This window comes from Streptococcus catagoni, assembly GCF_011421425.1.
GTDB lineage: Bacteria > Bacillota > Bacilli > Lactobacillales > Streptococcaceae > Streptococcus > Streptococcus catagoni.
Window position 1 is genome coordinate 297,564 of sequence record NZ_WPCW01000002.1, and the last position, 15,282, is coordinate 312,845.

Annotated in this window: 15 protein-coding genes and 1 pseudogene; 13 read left to right on the forward strand and 3 right to left on the reverse strand. The window is 38.8% G+C overall.

What is annotated here, in order from left to right; genetic code table 11:
• The first annotated feature begins 577 nt into the window (after positions 1-577).
• From HBN42_RS05350 to HBN42_RS05385, 8 genes are all read left to right on the forward strand, one after another.
• Entirely contained in the window at positions 578-1,099 is a 522-nt protein-coding gene (locus HBN42_RS05350; protein ID WP_165994033.1) for an FUSC family protein, read from the forward strand.
• Between the two features lie 76 nt (positions 1,100-1,175).
• Positions 1,176-1,547 (forward strand): MerR family transcriptional regulator, encoded by a 372-nt coding sequence (locus HBN42_RS05355; RefSeq protein WP_165994034.1) that lies wholly within the window; start codon positions 1,176-1,178, stop codon positions 1,545-1,547.
• A 37-nt stretch (positions 1,548-1,584) separates the two neighbouring features.
• Positions 1,585-2,931: a type I glutamate--ammonia ligase gene (glnA, locus tag HBN42_RS05360; RefSeq protein WP_165994035.1), complete on the forward strand. Its 1,347-nt coding sequence runs from the start codon at positions 1,585-1,587 to the stop codon at positions 2,929-2,931.
• 225 nt (positions 2,932-3,156) lie between these two features.
• A complete protein-coding gene (locus tag HBN42_RS05365) occupies positions 3,157-4,812 on the forward strand; it encodes a peptide ABC transporter substrate-binding protein (protein ID WP_165994036.1) in 1,656 nt (551 codons plus the stop codon).
• A 74-nt stretch (positions 4,813-4,886) separates the two neighbouring features.
• A complete protein-coding gene (locus HBN42_RS05370; RefSeq protein WP_165994037.1) occupies positions 4,887-5,801 on the forward strand; it encodes an ABC transporter permease in 915 nt (304 codons plus the stop codon).
• Positions 5,802-5,810: 9 nt separating this feature from the next.
• A complete protein-coding gene (locus HBN42_RS05375) occupies positions 5,811-6,842 on the forward strand; it encodes an ABC transporter permease (RefSeq protein ID WP_165994038.1) in 1,032 nt (343 codons plus the stop codon).
• A gap of 12 nt (positions 6,843-6,854) precedes the next feature.
• Complete coding sequence (locus HBN42_RS05380; RefSeq protein ID WP_165994039.1) at positions 6,855-7,901, forward strand: ABC transporter ATP-binding protein; 1,047 nt, start codon at positions 6,855-6,857, stop codon at positions 7,899-7,901.
• Positions 7,901-8,842 carry an ABC transporter ATP-binding protein gene (locus HBN42_RS05385; protein ID WP_165994040.1) on the forward strand — a complete coding sequence of 314 codons (942 nt, stop codon included), beginning with the start codon at positions 7,901-7,903 and terminating at the stop codon, positions 8,840-8,842. Before HBN42_RS05380 ends, HBN42_RS05385 begins: the two co-directional genes overlap by 1 nt.
• Positions 8,843-8,976: 134 nt before the next feature.
• Here HBN42_RS05385 and rnjA read toward each other — a convergent pair whose 3' ends face one another.
• Together rnjA and HBN42_RS05395 are read right to left on the reverse strand one after the other, a co-directional pair.
• Entirely contained in the window at positions 8,977-10,656 is a 1,680-nt protein-coding gene (rnjA, locus tag HBN42_RS05390) for a ribonuclease J1 (RefSeq protein WP_165994041.1), read from the reverse strand.
• Between the two features lies 1 nt (position 10,657).
• The gene (locus tag HBN42_RS05395) at positions 10,658-10,888 is read right to left on the reverse strand and encodes a DNA-directed RNA polymerase subunit epsilon (RefSeq protein WP_165994042.1); all 231 of its coding nucleotides are present in this window, start codon (positions 10,886-10,888) and stop codon (positions 10,658-10,660) included.
• A 269-nt stretch (positions 10,889-11,157) separates the two neighbouring features.
• On the opposite strand from HBN42_RS05395, the gene tsaB reads away from it, so the two are divergent.
• The 5 genes and pseudogenes from tsaB (at position 11,158) to HBN42_RS05420 (ending at position 14,053) form a co-directional block, all read left to right on the forward strand.
• A complete protein-coding gene (tsaB, locus tag HBN42_RS05400; protein ID WP_165994043.1) occupies positions 11,158-11,850 on the forward strand; it encodes a tRNA (adenosine(37)-N6)-threonylcarbamoyltransferase complex dimerization subunit type 1 TsaB in 693 nt (230 codons plus the stop codon).
• Position 11,851: 1 nt separating this feature from the next.
• The gene (gene rimI / locus HBN42_RS05405; protein WP_165994044.1) at positions 11,852-12,274 is read left to right on the forward strand and encodes a ribosomal protein S18-alanine N-acetyltransferase; all 423 of its coding nucleotides are present in this window, start codon (positions 11,852-11,854) and stop codon (positions 12,272-12,274) included.
• Complete coding sequence (gene tsaD, locus HBN42_RS05410) at positions 12,264-13,277, forward strand: tRNA (adenosine(37)-N6)-threonylcarbamoyltransferase complex transferase subunit TsaD (protein WP_165994045.1); 1,014 nt, start codon at positions 12,264-12,266, stop codon at positions 13,275-13,277. The genes rimI and tsaD overlap by 11 nt, the downstream gene beginning before the upstream one ends.
• Positions 13,278-13,376: 99 nt before the next feature.
• Positions 13,377-13,877 (forward strand): annotated as a pseudogene (locus HBN42_RS05415) (KxYKxGKxW signal peptide domain-containing protein); the annotation flags it as partial.
• A 17-nt stretch (positions 13,878-13,894) separates the two neighbouring features.
• Positions 13,895-14,053: a hypothetical protein gene (locus tag HBN42_RS05420; RefSeq protein ID WP_165994046.1), complete on the forward strand. Its 159-nt coding sequence runs from the start codon at positions 13,895-13,897 to the stop codon at positions 14,051-14,053.
• A gap of 42 nt (positions 14,054-14,095) precedes the next feature.
• Here HBN42_RS05420 and HBN42_RS05425 read toward each other — a convergent pair whose 3' ends face one another.
• Positions 14,096-15,187 (reverse strand): PfkB family carbohydrate kinase, encoded by a 1,092-nt coding sequence (locus tag HBN42_RS05425; protein WP_165994047.1) that lies wholly within the window; start codon positions 15,185-15,187, stop codon positions 14,096-14,098.
• Between the last annotated feature and the right edge of the window lie 95 nt (positions 15,188-15,282).

Sequence of the window (15,282 nt, forward strand, 5' to 3'; positions counted from 1 at the left end):
CTGATTTTGTAGAAAAAGGAACAAAACTGGAATGTTAGAAGTGGAATGTTAGAAAAAGGTTACTTTTGTGACCTTTTTTGTAATGGAAGTATTTGTGACGCGGTGGCGGCGCATCAATGGAATTATTAGAAGGTAAAGAATTACCAGGCTTAGCTGCCTTAACAGAAAAGTAGGTGGTAAGTTAGAAATCTAAGATTTCCTAGAGGTACCCGTGGTAGGGCGACTAGTCCTTCACTATAGTGAAGGGTAGACGTCTATGATGCTCATATCTTATAAAAGGCTCATAAAGCCTTTCTTTAGAAGTAGACAAAGTGATGATTTCTCTTGATCATCACTTTTTAATTTGCTCTTTGTTAAGAAAACTTCTACTCTTTTTTATATACGAAAAAACTTCTTAAAGTTTTTGATTTCATTTTCAAAAAACAATCAATAATTACATTTTTATTTAGAAAATTGATTTTGTTTTCATGTTAGAAAAACCGACTATTATGATGTCTTTAAGGGTATGATATGACAAATAGACTGCTATTATGTTAAACTAGCTATATTATTTATAAAGGGAATGGCAACTGGAGTTATGAATTATTATTTCGATCCCAAAAAACTAAAACTAGGGATGCGCACATTTAAAACGGGATTATCAGTCTTTATAGTCCTCTTATTATTTCATCTTTTTGGTCTGCAAGGCTTTCAAATTGGTGCTTTGACTGCGGTCTTTAGTCTAAGAGAGAACCTTGATAAGACCTTATCTTTTGGGGTTTCCAGAATTCTAGGAAACAGTATTGGTGGTGTTTTTGCGGTTCTATTTTATATTTTGCAGGCTATTTTTCAGCAGCAATTTTGGGTAACCTTGGTTTTTGTACCCATACTAACCATGTTAACCATTATGGTTAATGTCTCTTTTAACAACCAATCTGGAATTATAGGTGCAGTCGCAGCCCTATTGGTTATTACCCTATCTATCCCCTCAGGCGATACCTTTATGTATGTCTTTTCAAGAGTTTTTGAAACCTTCTGTGGTGTTTTTATTGCCATATTAGTCAATACAGATATTGAATTTTTGCGGAAAAAGTTGGAAGAAAAGAAAAACAAAAAATGATGTAAGGTTTTCTGACATGACACCCTTGACTTTCATAGAATGAAGATCTATAATAGTTTTTTGAAAGGAGCTTTCCATGAAAGAAAAGGAACTGAGACGTTCGATGGCTGTCTTTCCTATTGGAACAGTTATGAAACTGACAGATTTAACGGCTAGACAAATTCGATATTATGAAGATCATGATTTAATTAAACCTGAGAGAACAGAGGGCAACCGCAGGATGTTCTCCTTAAATGACATGGATTGTCTTTTAGAAATAAAGGATTTTCTAAATGATGGTCTCAATATTGCTGCTATCAAACGCGAATATGCAGATCGTAATAATAAAGCCAAACAAAAAGAAAAAGTGCTAACCGATGCGGATGTTCGACGTATCCTACAAGATGAACTTCGTAACCAGGGTGGTTTTACAGTACCATCACAATCTATGGGTCACTTTCGCATTTAAACTTAAGAGATGTAATTAAAATAAGGAGAACTCTTCAATGACAATCACCGCAGCAGATATAAGACGCCAAGTAAAAGAAAAAAATGTTACCTTTTTAAGATTAATGTTCACAGACATCATGGGCATTATGAAAAATGTGGAAATTCCAGCTACAGAGGAACAATTAGATAAAGTATTATCAAATAAAGTCATGTTTGATGGTTCTTCTATTGAAGGATTTGTCCGCATCAATGAGTCAGACATGTATCTTTACCCTGATTTAGATACTTGGATTGTCTTTCCTTGGGGAGATGAAAACGGAGCAGTTGCAGGCCTAATCTGTGACATCTACACTGCAGAAGGAAAACCCTTTGCTGGAGACCCTCGTGGTAATCTAAAAAGAGCTTTAAAACATATGGATTCTGTTGGTTACCAATCATTTAACTTAGGACCAGAACCAGAATTTTTCCTCTTTAAAATGGATGAGAGTGGAAAAACAACCTTAGAAGTTAATGACAACGGTGGCTACTTTGACTTGGCTCCAACAGATTTAGCAGATAATACAAGACGTGAAATTGTCAATGTTCTTACCAAAATGGGCTTTGAAGTAGAAGCCAGCCACCATGAGGTTGCTGTAGGACAACATGAAATTGACTTTAAATATGATGGAGTCTTAAAAGCCTGTGACAACATCCAAATCTTTAAACTGGTTGTTAAGACAATAGCTCGTGAGCATGGCTTATATGCAACATTTATGGCTAAACCAAAATTTGGAATTGCTGGATCAGGAATGCATTGTAACATGTCACTCTTTGATAAAGATGGCAATAATGCTTTCTATGATGAAAATGATGAACGCGGTATGCAACTGTCTGATGATGCCTATTACTTCTTAGGTGGTCTAATGAAGCATGCTTACGGCTTTACAGCTATTATGAACCCGACAGTAAATTCTTATAAACGCCTAGTTCCAGGATATGAAGCTCCGGTGTATGTAGCTTGGGCTGGCTGCAACCGTTCTCCTTTGATCCGCGTCCCAGCTTCACGTGGTAAGGGAACGCGCTTAGAACTCCGTTCAGTTGACCCTACAGCAAATCCTTACCTAGCCTTAGCTGTTTTATTGGAATCTGGCCTTGATGGAATTGAAAATAAAATAGAGGCACCAACTCCTGTAGAAGCCAATATCTACAATATGACTGTTGAAGAACGTCAAGAAGCAGGAATTGTAGATTTACCCTCAACCCTACATAATGCCTTGAAGGCTCTTCAAACAGATGATGTTGTCAGAAATGCTCTAGGTGAGCATATTTACACCAACTTTATTGAAGCCAAAAGAATTGAGTGGGCATCCTACGCAAGCTTTGTTTCACAATGGGAAATTGACAACTATTTATATAGCTATTAATGAGAAATCGCTAAAGTAATTTAGCGATTTTTGTGAATATATTCATTGTATATGGTTATTTATTAAAAAATTTAATTATTAAGCTTGTCAAATCAGTGTTTTGAATTTCACTAGTACATAAAAATTTAATATCAAAATTTTCAGATAAATATATTCCATTTGTTCAGAATTGTGGTATAATTTAATCTATCAACTTACACACTATTTATCTAGGAGGTTCTTTACATGGTAGGATCAAAGAAAGTAACTTGGAAACGTGCTGGCTTAGGAGCTATTGCACTTGCGTCAACAACCCTATTGTTGGCTTGTGGCAATAAAGCTACAAAGTCAGACAACAAAGATGAAATCAACTGGTATACGCCTACAGAAATCATTTCATTGGATATTTCTAAAAACACAGATACTTATTCAAGTTTAGCAATTGGTAACTCTGGAAGTAACTTAATGCGTGTTAATAAAGAAGGTAAACTTAAACCAGATCTTGCTAAAGAACTTGAAGTTTCAAAAGATGGTTTGACCTACACTGCTACTTTAAGAGATGGTTTGAAATGGTCTGATGGTAGTGAATTAACAGCTAAAGACTTTGTCTATACTTGGAAACGTATGGTAGATCCTGCCACTGCTTCTGAGTATGCTTATTTGGCTACAGAAGCACATGTTAAGAATGCTGGAGATATCAACTCAGGTAAAAATAAAGACTTGGATTCTCTAGGAGTTAAGGCTGAAGGAAACAAGGTTATCTTTACCCTTTCTGCTCCAGCTCCGCAATTCAAGAGCCTATTGTCATTCTCAAACTTCATGCCACAAAAAGAAGAATTTGTTAAAAAATCTGGTAAAGATTATGGTACATCTTCTGAAAAACAAGTTTACTCTGGTCCATATACTGTTAAAGATTGGAATGGTACTAGTGGTACTTTCAAACTTGTTAAAAATGACAAGTACTGGGATGCTAAACACGTTAAAACAAAAACAATTAATGTTCAAACTGTTAAAAAACCAGATACAGCAGTTCAAATGTACAAACAAGGAAAATTGGACTTCGCCAATATTTCAGGAACTTCTGCAATCTACAATGCCAACAAGAAAAATAAGGATGTTGTTCCAGTTTTAGAAGCAACAACAGCTTATATGGTATATAACCAAACAGGTTCTGTAGAAGGCCTAAGCAATAAAAAAATTCGCCAAGCTTTGAACCTAGCAACCGATCGTAAGGGAATTGTATCTGCAGCAGTAGATACTGGTTCTAAACCAGCAACAGCTATTGTCCCAACTGGTCTTGCTAAATTAAAAGATGGTGGTGATTTAACCAAACATGTAGCTCCTGGTTACCAATATAACAAGGAAGAAGCTGCTAAGCTATTCAAAGAAGGATTGAAAGAAATTGGTAAGCCTAATCTTAAATTAACCATTACATCTGATGCTGATTCACCAGTTGCTAAGGCAACCGTTGACTACATCAAAGAAACTTGGGAAAAAGCCCTACCAGGTTTAACAGTTGAAGAAAAATTTGTTACTTTCAAACAGCGTCTTGAAGATACTAAAACTCAAAATTTTGAAATAGCCCTTGCTTTATGGGGTGGTGACTATCCAGAAGGTTCTACTTTCTATAGCTTGGTGAAGTCTGGCTCAGCATACAACTATGGTAAGTTTTCTAATCCAAACTTCGATAAAGCCTATGAAAAAGCTTTAACAACAGACGCTTTGGATACAGATGCAGCAGCTGATGACTATAAAGAAGGTGAAAAAGCCCTCTTTGATGAAGCTAACTACAACCCTATCTACTTCCGTAATGGGGAAGGATTGCAAAATCCAAGTATCAAAGGCCTTATCCGTAATACGACCGGTCTAAATGTTGACTTTACTTACGCTTATAAAAAATAAGCTTTGAGCTATAAGTATTGTAATAATGCAAGAATTGGTTCTAAACCAGTTCTTGCTTTCGTTAGAGGAAAAATATGACTAAATATTTATTAAAACGTGTGGCTATATTATTAGTAACACTGTGGGTGGTTGTGACCCTATCATTCTTTTTGATGCAGATAATGCCAGGAACACCATACAACAATCCTAAGTTAACTGACGAAATGATTGCTATGATGAATAAACAATATGGTTTAGATAAGCCCTTATGGCAACAGTATCTAAAATACCTCATGGATATTCTGCATGGAGATTTCGGAACAAGTTATCAATCCATCAATCAATCAGTGACAAAACTGATCACTCAGCGTTTAGGTGTGTCAGTTCATTTAGGGGTTCAAGCCTTAATTGTTGGTATTTCATCAGGACTTTTAGTGGGGGCAGTATCTGCTCGTAATAAAAATAATAAGATTGATGCCTTTTTAAGTGTTATTTCAACCTTGGGCATTTCCGTACCAGCCTTTATCATTGGTTTGTTGCTTCTTGATTATTTTGGTTTCAAATGGGGTCTACTTCCACTTTCTGGATGGGGAAGCTTTGCTCAAACCATTCTTCCAACCCTTGCCTTAGCCATTCCTGTTTTTGCCCAGGTTACGCGCTTTTTCCGTAGTGAAATGATTGAAACCCTAAATTCAGATTATATCCAATTAGCTAGAGCTAAAGGTTTAACCAAGCGTCAGGTAACAAATAAACACGCTTATCGTAACTCAATGATTCCTGTTTTGACCTTGGTTGGCCCTATGGCTGCTAATATCTTGACTGGTTCGGCTTTGATTGAACAAATTTTTTCCATTCCAGGTATTGGACAACAATTTGTCTCATCTATCCCAACCAAAGATTATCCCGTGATTATGGGAACCACTATTGTATATGCCTTGATGCTTATGGTAGCAATCCTTATTACTGATATTGTGATTAGTATTTCTGATCCACGAGTTCGTCTAGGATAGGAGAGTAAGATGCTAGAAGAAACAAGAACATTTAAACTTGTTGGGGCAGGTAGTTCTGACTCACAAGAAAAAATTGCAAAGCCAGCATTGTCTTTCCTTCAAGATGCTTGGCGAAGATTAAAACACAATAAATTGGCCGTAGTTGCCATGGTCTTTTTAGCTAGTCTACTGATTTTCTCAGTGAGTTCAAGCTTATTTGTATCTAAAAAAGATGCCAATAGCTTTAACAGTAAGAACGTTAGTGTCTACCGTAACCTACCACCAAAATTAAGTGCTAGCCTACCTTTCTGGAATGGCCATATTAAGTATGCTGGAAATACAGAAGCTAATGATGCCTATGCTGACCAAGGTGTGCCAGAGGATAAGAAGTTCTTACTAGGTACTGATAATCTTGGCCGTAGTATTGGTAAAAGGATTACCGTTGGTATCCGGATTTCCCTATTGATTGCTATTGTGGCAACCATGTTTGACCTCATTATCGGGGTGACTTACGGGCTGATCTCTGGCTTTACTGGGGGAAGGGTTGATACCCTCATGCAACGGATCATTGAGATTATTTCATCTATTCCTAACTTAGTTATTGTAACCATGCTTGGTCTCCTTTTAGGAAATGGTGTCTTGTCCATCATTTTCTCTATTGCCATTGTTGGTTGGACTTCCATGGCTAGGCAGGTGAGGAACCTGACCCTTTCTTACCGTGAGCGTGATTTTGTATTAGCATCCCGGGCCTTGGGAGAAAGTAATTTTAAAATTGCCTTTAAACATGTCCTACCAAATATCTCTGGAATTATCATTGTTCAAATCATGATGACTGTTCCAAGTGCTATTATGTATGAAGCGGTCTTATCAGCCATTAATTTAGGGGTTAAACCTCCGACTGCCTCACTTGGTTCATTGATTACAGATGCCCAAGAAAATCTGCAATACTATCCTTATCAAGTCTTGCTTCCAGCCTTGGCTCTGGTATTTATTTCCCTTGCCTTTATTCTTTTAGGTGATGGTTTGCGTGATGCCTTTGATCCAAAATCAAGTAACGACTAGGAGGAGAACAAAATGACAAAAGAAACAATTTTGAGTGTCAAAAACCTCCACGTGGATTTTAAGACATATGCTGGAGATGTTAAGGCCATTCGTAATATTAACTTTGAATTGCAAAAAGGAGAAACCTTAGCCATTGTTGGAGAATCAGGATCTGGTAAGTCCGTGACAACTCGAACACTAATGGGATTGAATGCAAAAAATGCCAGCATAAGTGGTGACATTGATTTCAAAGGAAAAAAGCTGAATGAACTGAAAGAAAATGACTGGGTGAAAGTCCGTGGTAAGGAAATTGCCATGATTTTCCAAGATCCTATGACCAGTCTTGACCCTACCATGAAAATCGGAATGCAGATAGCAGAAGTTATCTTAACACATGAAGATGTTAGTAAAAAAGAAGCACTAGATCGTGCTCTGCAATTGATGGAACAGGTGGGTATTCCAAATCCTGATGAACATATCAATGATTACCCTCACCAATGGTCAGGTGGTATGAGGCAACGTGCAGTGATTGCTATTGCCCTTGCTGCAAATCCTGAAATTTTGATTGCTGATGAACCGACAACTGCCTTGGACGTTACCATTCAAAACCAAATTTTAAAATTGATGAAGGAATTACAATCACAAATTTCATCATCCATCATCTTTATCACACATGATTTGGGAGTTGTCGCTGGTATGGCAGACCGCGTAGCTGTTATGTATGCCGGCAAAATTGTTGAATATGGTACAGTTGATGAGGTCTTCTACAATCCACAACACCCATACACGTGGGGTCTCTTGAACTCAATGCCTACAACAGACACTGAGGCGGGAAGTTTACAATCTATTCCAGGGACACCTCCAGATTTATTGTATCCTCCAAAGGGAGATGCTTTTGCAGCACGTAATGAGTTTGCATTAGACATTGATCACGAAGAAGAACCACCTATGTACAGGGTTTCGGATACCCATTACGCTGCAACTTGGCTTTTAGATGAAAGAGCACCAAAGGTGACACCTCCTCTACCAATTCAAAAACGTTGGGCTAAGTGGCAGAGCAAGAAAGGAGGGCAGGATTAATGACTGAAGAACGTAAAAAATTAGTTGAACTAAAAAATGTTACTTTGACCTTTAATAAAGGGAAAAAGAATGAAGTGAAAGCCATTAATGATGTCAGCTTTGATATTTATGAAGGTGAAGTTTTTGGGCTTGTTGGAGAATCAGGTTCTGGTAAAACAACAGTTGGTCGTGCCATTTTGAAGCTTTATGATATTAATGGTGGGGAAATTATTTTCGATGGAGAAAAGGTTTCTCACTTAAAAGGTAAGGAACTCTATGGCTTTCGTAAGAATGCTCAGATGATTTTCCAAGATCCTCAGGCTAGCCTTAACGGACGGATGAAAATCAGAGATATCGTAGCTGAAGGGCTTGATATCCATGGATTGACCAAATCCAAGGAAGAAAGAGAAAATCGTGTTCAGGAACTGTTAGACCTGGTTGGTCTAAATAAGGATCATGTCACACGTTACCCTCATGAGTTCTCAGGTGGTCAGCGTCAACGGATTGGTATTGCGCGTGCCCTTGCTGTGAAACCAAAATTCATTATTGCTGATGAACCAATCTCTGCCTTGGATGTTTCTATCCAGGCACAGGTTGTTAACCTCATGCAAAAATTGCAAAGAAAGCATGGCCTCACCTACCTCTTTATTGCTCACGATCTATCAATGGTTAAATACATTTCAGACCGTATCGGCGTTATGCACTGGGGTAAAATGCTTGAAATTGGAACTTCAGAAGAAGTTTACAACAATCCCATCCACCCTTACACCAGAAGTCTCTTATCAGCAATTCCTGAACCAGATCCTGATAAAGAGCGTAAGCGCGTAGCTGAGCTCTATGATACCAGCTTAGAACTTGATGGACAAGAAAGAGAGATGCGTGAAATCACACCTGGACATTTTGTCTATTCAACTCAAGAAGAAGCTGAACAATATAAGTTGTTAGCCAATAAAAAGAACTAGCTCACAGCTATTTATGATTGAAGAAAAAGTTTTTTCTTCAATTTTTTTATACTTCTTTTAAGATTTAGCAATGCTCTTAAAAAGCTTGAATAGCAAAAAGATCCAGTAGATTGACTACTTGGATCTTTGTCTTATTATTTATCTGGAGTTAATACCATAGGTATGATAATAGGTTCTCTTTCAGTCTTCTCATAAAGGAAAGGTCTAAGAGCATTGACGATGGAACCATTTACAGACTGGATGCTAGCATCCTTATTTTTCAAGGCAATACGGATAGCGTTGAAAAGAACACGCTGGCTTTCACGGATCAGATCACCTGATTCACGCATATAAATGAAACCACGGCTTAAGATGTCTGGACCAGCTAAGATCATTTGTGTCTCAAAATCAACAGTTGCAACAGCTAAGACTACTCCGTCTTCGGACAAGTCACGACGGTCACGAAGTACTGCTGTACCAATGTCACCAATACCATTACCATCAACATAAATATCTTGAGCATTAAAGTGACCAGCACGACGGGCAGAATCACTGGTTAAGGCAAGGACATCTCCGTTTTCTAGGATAAAGATGTTTTCTTCTGGGATGCCTGTATCTTTTGCAAGACAAGCATGTACCTTTTGCATACGGTACTCACCATGAACTGGCATAAAGAACTTCGGTTTGATCAGGCGTAACATGAGTTTTTGTTCTTGTTGACCACCGTGACCTGAGGTATGGATATTATTGACCTTGCCATGGATAACCTCAACGCCAGCTTCTTGAATAGTGTTGATAAGCTTGTTAACACTAGTAGTGTTACCTGGGATTGGGCTAGAAGAAAAGATAACAGTATCACCTGGTTGCAGGCTGACCTGACGATGGGTACCATTAGCAATGCGAGCTAGGGCAGCCATAGATTCACCCTGACTACCAGTACACATGATTAGGATCTCATTAGCATGGTAATTTTTGATCTCATTAGGCTCAATAAAGGTTCCTGCGGGAACTTTGATATAGCCTAGCTCAATACCATTGACGATAGCCTTTTCCATAGAGCGACCAAAGACAACAATCTTTCGTCCTGTTTTAACAGCAGCTTCAGCAGCTTGTTGCAAACGGAAGATATTAGAAGCAAAGGAAGCAAAGATGATACGTCCATGGATGCCTTCGATGATCTTCATTATAGAGCGGCCAACTACCTTTTCAGAGTTGGTAAAGGTTGGAACCTCAGCATTTGTTGAGTCTGATAAAAGACATAGGACGCCTTCTTCTCCTAGGGCAGCCATCCGGTGAATATCGGCAGGTTCGCCCACCGGAGTGAAGTCAAACTTGAAGTCACCAGTACAGACAATCTTGCCCTGAGGTGTATGAATAACAATACCAAGAGGTTCTGGGATGGAATGGGTGGTACGAAAGAAGCTAACACTCATATTTTTAAAAGTTAATTCTGTGTTATGATTAATTTCGTACATTTTTGAATCACGCAGTAAGCCATGTTCTTCCAGCTTGCCACGGATAAGAGCTGAAGCTAATGGTCCTGCATAAATGGGGATATTAGCTTGTTTTAATAAGAATGGGATGCCCCCGATATGATCCTCATGTCCATGAGTAATCACCAAGGCTTTGACACGGTCAATGTTTTCAACAATATAAGAGTAGTCTGGGATGACATAATCAATACCTAGAAGGTCGTCTTCTGGAAACTTGATACCAGCGTCAACGATGATAATTTCATCTTGGTATTCAATCCCATAGGTATTTTTCCCGATCTCACCCAGGCCTCCAATGGCAAAAACACCGACTTCATTAGATTTTAAATCGATATTGGCCATATTATAACTCCGTTAATTCGAAAACACCAGTTTCTTTTTCGTATTCTAAGTGTTTATCTGAAAGCAGTTCAACGAATTCAACATTGTAATCCGTTTTTTCTTCGACCAGTTTACGAGCCTTGATGCGGCCTTCTAGTTCGTTACTGGCTTCAATTTCGATGAACATAGCCTTTGTGTTCTCACGACGGGGGTTACGGTTTTTAGATTCCTGGTAAAAAATTTTATAAATCATTTGTAATATTCCTTTCATTATGAATCATTGTCCAAACAATAACAAATAGGTCAAATGTAACTACCATTTTGACCTTTGTATATTGGTTCTGGAGTAATAAATGTTTACCTGATTCTGTGCAATTACTAAGATTATACCATAATATCAAGCTTTAGTAAAAGCTTTGAAATAAAAACTTAGCAGTTTTCACAAGTGATAGATGGCCTTATTTGTTCAGCCATGAGCATTTATGTTATAATAAAAACTAGTGATTTAAGGGGAAAAATAAGATGAAGATACTTGCATTTGACACATCAAACAAGAGTTTGGCTCTGGCCATTTTAGAAGATGACCAGCTCTTAGCCGACTTAAAGATAAATATTAAAAAAAATCATAGCGTCAGTCTTATGCCAGCTATTGATTTTCTCATGTCTTCTGTGGACTTAGAGCCCAGCGATCTAGATAGGATTGCTGTTGCTCAGGGGCCGGGTTCTTACACGGGATTACGTGTAGCAGTCGCTACCGCCAAAGTTTTGGCCTATAGTCTAAAAATTGACTTAGTGGGTGTTTCCAGTCTATATGCCCTAGCTGCTTCTTATCAGGAGCCATCAGCAACGGTCATCCCTATTATTAATGCCAGACGAAATAATGTCTATGCAGGCTTCTACCAGAATAAAAAAAGCATTAGCACAGAACAGTACATGGCGTTTTCTGACTTAGTAGATCGTGTAAGAGCAAGTGAAAAGCTTGTATTTGTTGGAGAAGTGGAAGCTTTTAGGCAAGAAATTAGAGAAAGTCTTCCACAGGCTCAAATCATAGAAACCCTGCCATCTGCTTACCAGATAGGCCTAAGAGCAATAGAATTACCAGCAGTCTCTGTTGATGCCTTTGTTCCAAACTATTTAAAGAAGGTTGAAGCAGAAGAAAATTGGTTGAAAAACCACCAGACAGAAGCTGATGGTCAGTACATCAAACGGGTCTAAGATGAAAACAGTAGAAGAAAAAGTTGAGACTCTTTTTAGTATCCTGACAGATGCCAACGGCAAGTCTCCTTGGACAAGGGAACAGCTTAAAAAGGACTTGCTATCTGAGCAAGTGGATTTTTATTTTGCTTATGACAAAGAGCGGCTAGTTGGTTTTTTAGCCTTGCAGAACCTATTAGGAGAGCGAGAAATCACCAATCTAGCAGTTTGTAAAGCCTTTCAAGGTAAGGGCATTGCCTCAAGTCTCTTGCAGATGATTGATGACGATCTTCCCCTTTTTCTTGAAGTTCGAGAATCCAACACTGCAGCTCGAGCACTCTACCAAAAATTTGCTTTTAAAGTGATCGGAAAACGAAAAAACTACTACAGAGACCCTATAGAGGATGCATTGATAATGAAACGAGAAGAAAAACATGACAGATAGATATCTACTAGCAGTGGAAAGTTCCTGTGACGAAACCAGCATTGCTATTTTAAAAAATGACCATGAACTATTAAGTAATATCATAGCTAGTCAGGTGGAAAGTCACAAACGTTTTGGCGGAGTGGTTCCTGAGGTTGCAAGCCGACACCATGTGGAAGTTTTAACCACCTGTTTTGAAGATGCCCTTAGTCAAGCAGGCATCACTGCTTCAGATTTAGAAGCTGTTGCTGTGACCTATGGTCCAGGCTTGGTAGGAGCTCTTTTAGTGGGAATAGCTGCCGCTAAGGCCTTTGCTTGGGCTCACCAGCTCCCACTGATTCCTGTTAATCATATGGCTGGCCATCTTATGGCTGCCCGACAAGAAAAAGCTCTGGAGTACCCACTGATGGCACTGCTTGTTTCAGGAGGACATACAGAATTAGTCTATGTCCCAGAAGCTGGCAACTACTATATCGTTGGTGAAACGAGAGACGATGCAGTGGGAGAAGCCTATGACAAGGTTGGCCGCGTGATGGGGCTAAGCTATCCAGCTGGTCGAGAAATAGACCAATTGGCTCATAAGGGGCAAGATACTTACAATTTTCCAAGGGCAATGATTAAAGAAGACAACCTAGAGTTTTCATTCTCAGGTTTAAAATCAGCCTTTATTAACCTCTACCACAATGCCCAGCAAAAAGGGGAGGAGCTTATTCTAGAAGATCTATGTGCCTCCTTCCAAGCTGCTGTCTTAGATATTTTGATGGTAAAAACAAAGAAGGCCTTAGAGAAATACCCTTCCAAACTCTTAGTGGTGGCTGGCGGAGTTGCTGCTAACCAAGGACTTAGGGAACGTTTGGAAGAAGAAATCAAAGATATTGATGTTCTCATCCCTCCTTTAAGACTTTGTGGGGACAATGCTGGGATGATTGCCCTTGCAGCAGCAGTAGAATATGATAAGGGGCATTTTGCCAAGCTGGATCTCAACGCAAAGCCAAGCTTAGCCTTTCCCTATTATGAAGACTAAAAGTTTGAAGAAATGTTTTCTTCAAGCTTTTTTCATGTCCTTAAAAGTCATTCTTGAATTTTCTGACAGGCCTATTTTGAAAAATTTGAAAATCTATTTAGAACATGGAAATCAGGTAAGCAATGGCTCTATATGGGAGTTACAGCTCTTGGATTGCTAGCAGGAGACACTTCTGTTTCAGCAAACACAACAACACAAGGTGGAATCACTTACCCACCAGGTCAAGATCCTAAGAGATCAACTTTCCCACTTGGTGCTGATCCTTGTATGCCAGGACAAGGTCCTGGACAGGGAACCTACCCACCAGGGGCAGAACATGTCCCACCGAGAGAAATACCTTCACTTAAAAAAGAAAACCAAAATCTAAAACCTGACCTACTAGAAGAAGAGAAAGATTATCCATCTGATAGACCACAATTCGAAGATGATGGTTATCCGTCTGATGGAGAAGGACTTCAAGGCGATCAGGCAGAGGGTGACGATACTAGCGAAGAACAAGAAAGAAAAAGTGGAGAAAGAGAAGAGGAGGAAGAAGACAAAAAACCACTGTCAGAAAGAACACTTTTGACCTGTTTTATCAAGGGAGAAAAGATAGAATAGAAGATGGCCAACGTTATTTGGCTCAACATCTTGATAGTGGGGGCGAGACAGTTGAAGAAACAGGAGAGAAATACCGTGGTAATCAGTTATTAGATAGTAGTGATGATAAAAAAGGGGCTTATAATAAAGGTTACGGGCTCTCTTTTTGGAGGCCCTTTTTGCTATGGTCATCTTAAAGTAATGCTTGATAGAAAGGTTAGGCTTCCTGCTCAGCTTTTTCATTTGCTAGTAAAGTAGGTCTTTCTTTTGTTTCGTAAAGCCTTTAGGGAGAAAGAGGGGTGTAAGGGGAAGCTTGAATCATGGGACAGTAAAAGTGCTGAATAGAGGTATTCTAGTGTTTGCCTTAGTTCAAAATTATTAATCAGGCAAAAGACCAGGGCAGCTGTCAAAGAGGCAATGCCACCAGTATGGCTTACCACATGGTGCTTGATGGTCAGAGATTGGCTGTGATACTTAGAATAGTAGCTCAGGGTATTTTCCGTATCCAGAAGGATAATGTTTTCTGTTCCATGCTTTAACAAATAGTCAATGGCTTCTTCTAGAGTACAGGCTTTCTGAGTGACCTGAGATATGAGTTCGACCAGTTCTACAGGGGTTGTTACCAGATAGTGGAGCTGAGATAACAGGGGAATCAGTGAGAGGTTCTTACTGAGAGAGACTGTTTTGGCAATAATGGGAACCTCTACCTGCTCTTTGAGGTAATCAATTGTAGCAGCAGGGATATTGGTATCAATAATACAGTAATCAGATTGATTTATCTTGGTGATGTATTTCTTTAAAAAAGTGGGGGTCATATGTTGGTAGATCCCCATATCATCAATGCCAAAGTAGTCTTTTTCAGTCTTATTCTCGACATATAAGAAGGTAGAAGTCCTCTCTCCCTCTAGTTGCTCGCAGCAAGAAATATCCAGCTGATTTTGCTTGGCATGATTTAAAAACATATCACTAAAAGAATCATCCCCATAGACTGAAATCAAAAAATTCTGAACATCCAATTTCCTAAGGCCAAGGGCGATATTAAAGGCTGCGCCTCCCAGTGAAAACTCCAGTTGTCCTGCGTTGGAATTGTTCTTTATGATTTTTTCATTGGGTAAACCGATGATATCAATATTAATACCACCGATGATTGTCACAAATTGGGGTTGACTGAGAATGTAACCTCGGCCTCTGATCAGTCCTTTATTAGTCAGGTTAAAGATATGTGTGGCCACAGCAGAGCGGGATATTCCAAGGATTTTAGCCAGTTGATCCTGGCTTATAAAGGGATTGTCAGATATAATATCCAGAATTTCCTTTTCTCTTTTTGTCATTTTTTTACCTCATGCCTCTTTATCTGTTTATTTTTCCTTGCTTTCAAAAAGGGTTATATTAAACAAATGTCCATTTATCTACAGTTTTGTTGAAG

Excerpts from the sequence above, each read along its gene's own strand:
- HBN42_RS05365 (WP_165994036.1), top strand. The coding sequence starts at position 3,157 with ATGGTAGGATCAAAGAAAGTAACTTGGAAACGTGCTGGCTTAGGAGCT.
- HBN42_RS05375 (WP_165994038.1), top strand. The coding sequence starts at position 5,811 with ATGCTAGAAGAAACAAGAACATTTAAACTTGTTGGGGCAGGTAGTTCT.
- HBN42_RS05380 (WP_165994039.1), top strand. The coding sequence starts at position 6,855 with ATGACAAAAGAAACAATTTTGAGTGTCAAAAACCTCCACGTGGATTTT.
- tsaB (WP_165994043.1), top strand. The coding sequence starts at position 11,158 with ATGAAGATACTTGCATTTGACACATCAAACAAGAGTTTGGCTCTGGCC.
- rnjA (WP_165994041.1), bottom strand. The coding sequence starts at position 10,656 with ATGGCCAATATCGATTTAAAATCTAATGAAGTCGGTGTTTTTGCCATT.
- HBN42_RS05385 (WP_165994040.1), top strand. The coding sequence starts at position 7,901 with ATGACTGAAGAACGTAAAAAATTAGTTGAACTAAAAAATGTTACTTTG.
- glnA (WP_165994035.1), top strand. The coding sequence starts at position 1,585 with ATGACAATCACCGCAGCAGATATAAGACGCCAAGTAAAAGAAAAAAAT.
- HBN42_RS05350 (WP_165994033.1), top strand. The coding sequence starts at position 578 with ATGAATTATTATTTCGATCCCAAAAAACTAAAACTAGGGATGCGCACA.
- HBN42_RS05425 (WP_165994047.1), bottom strand. The coding sequence starts at position 15,187 with ATGACAAAAAGAGAAAAGGAAATTCTGGATATTATATCTGACAATCCC.
- rimI (WP_165994044.1), top strand. The coding sequence starts at position 11,852 with ATGAAAACAGTAGAAGAAAAAGTTGAGACTCTTTTTAGTATCCTGACA.
- tsaD (WP_165994045.1), top strand. The coding sequence starts at position 12,264 with ATGACAGATAGATATCTACTAGCAGTGGAAAGTTCCTGTGACGAAACC.
- HBN42_RS05370 (WP_165994037.1), top strand. The coding sequence starts at position 4,887 with ATGACTAAATATTTATTAAAACGTGTGGCTATATTATTAGTAACACTG.
- HBN42_RS05355 (WP_165994034.1), top strand. The coding sequence starts at position 1,176 with ATGAAAGAAAAGGAACTGAGACGTTCGATGGCTGTCTTTCCTATTGGA.
- HBN42_RS05395 (WP_165994042.1), bottom strand. The coding sequence starts at position 10,888 with ATGATTTATAAAATTTTTTACCAGGAATCTAAAAACCGTAACCCCCGT.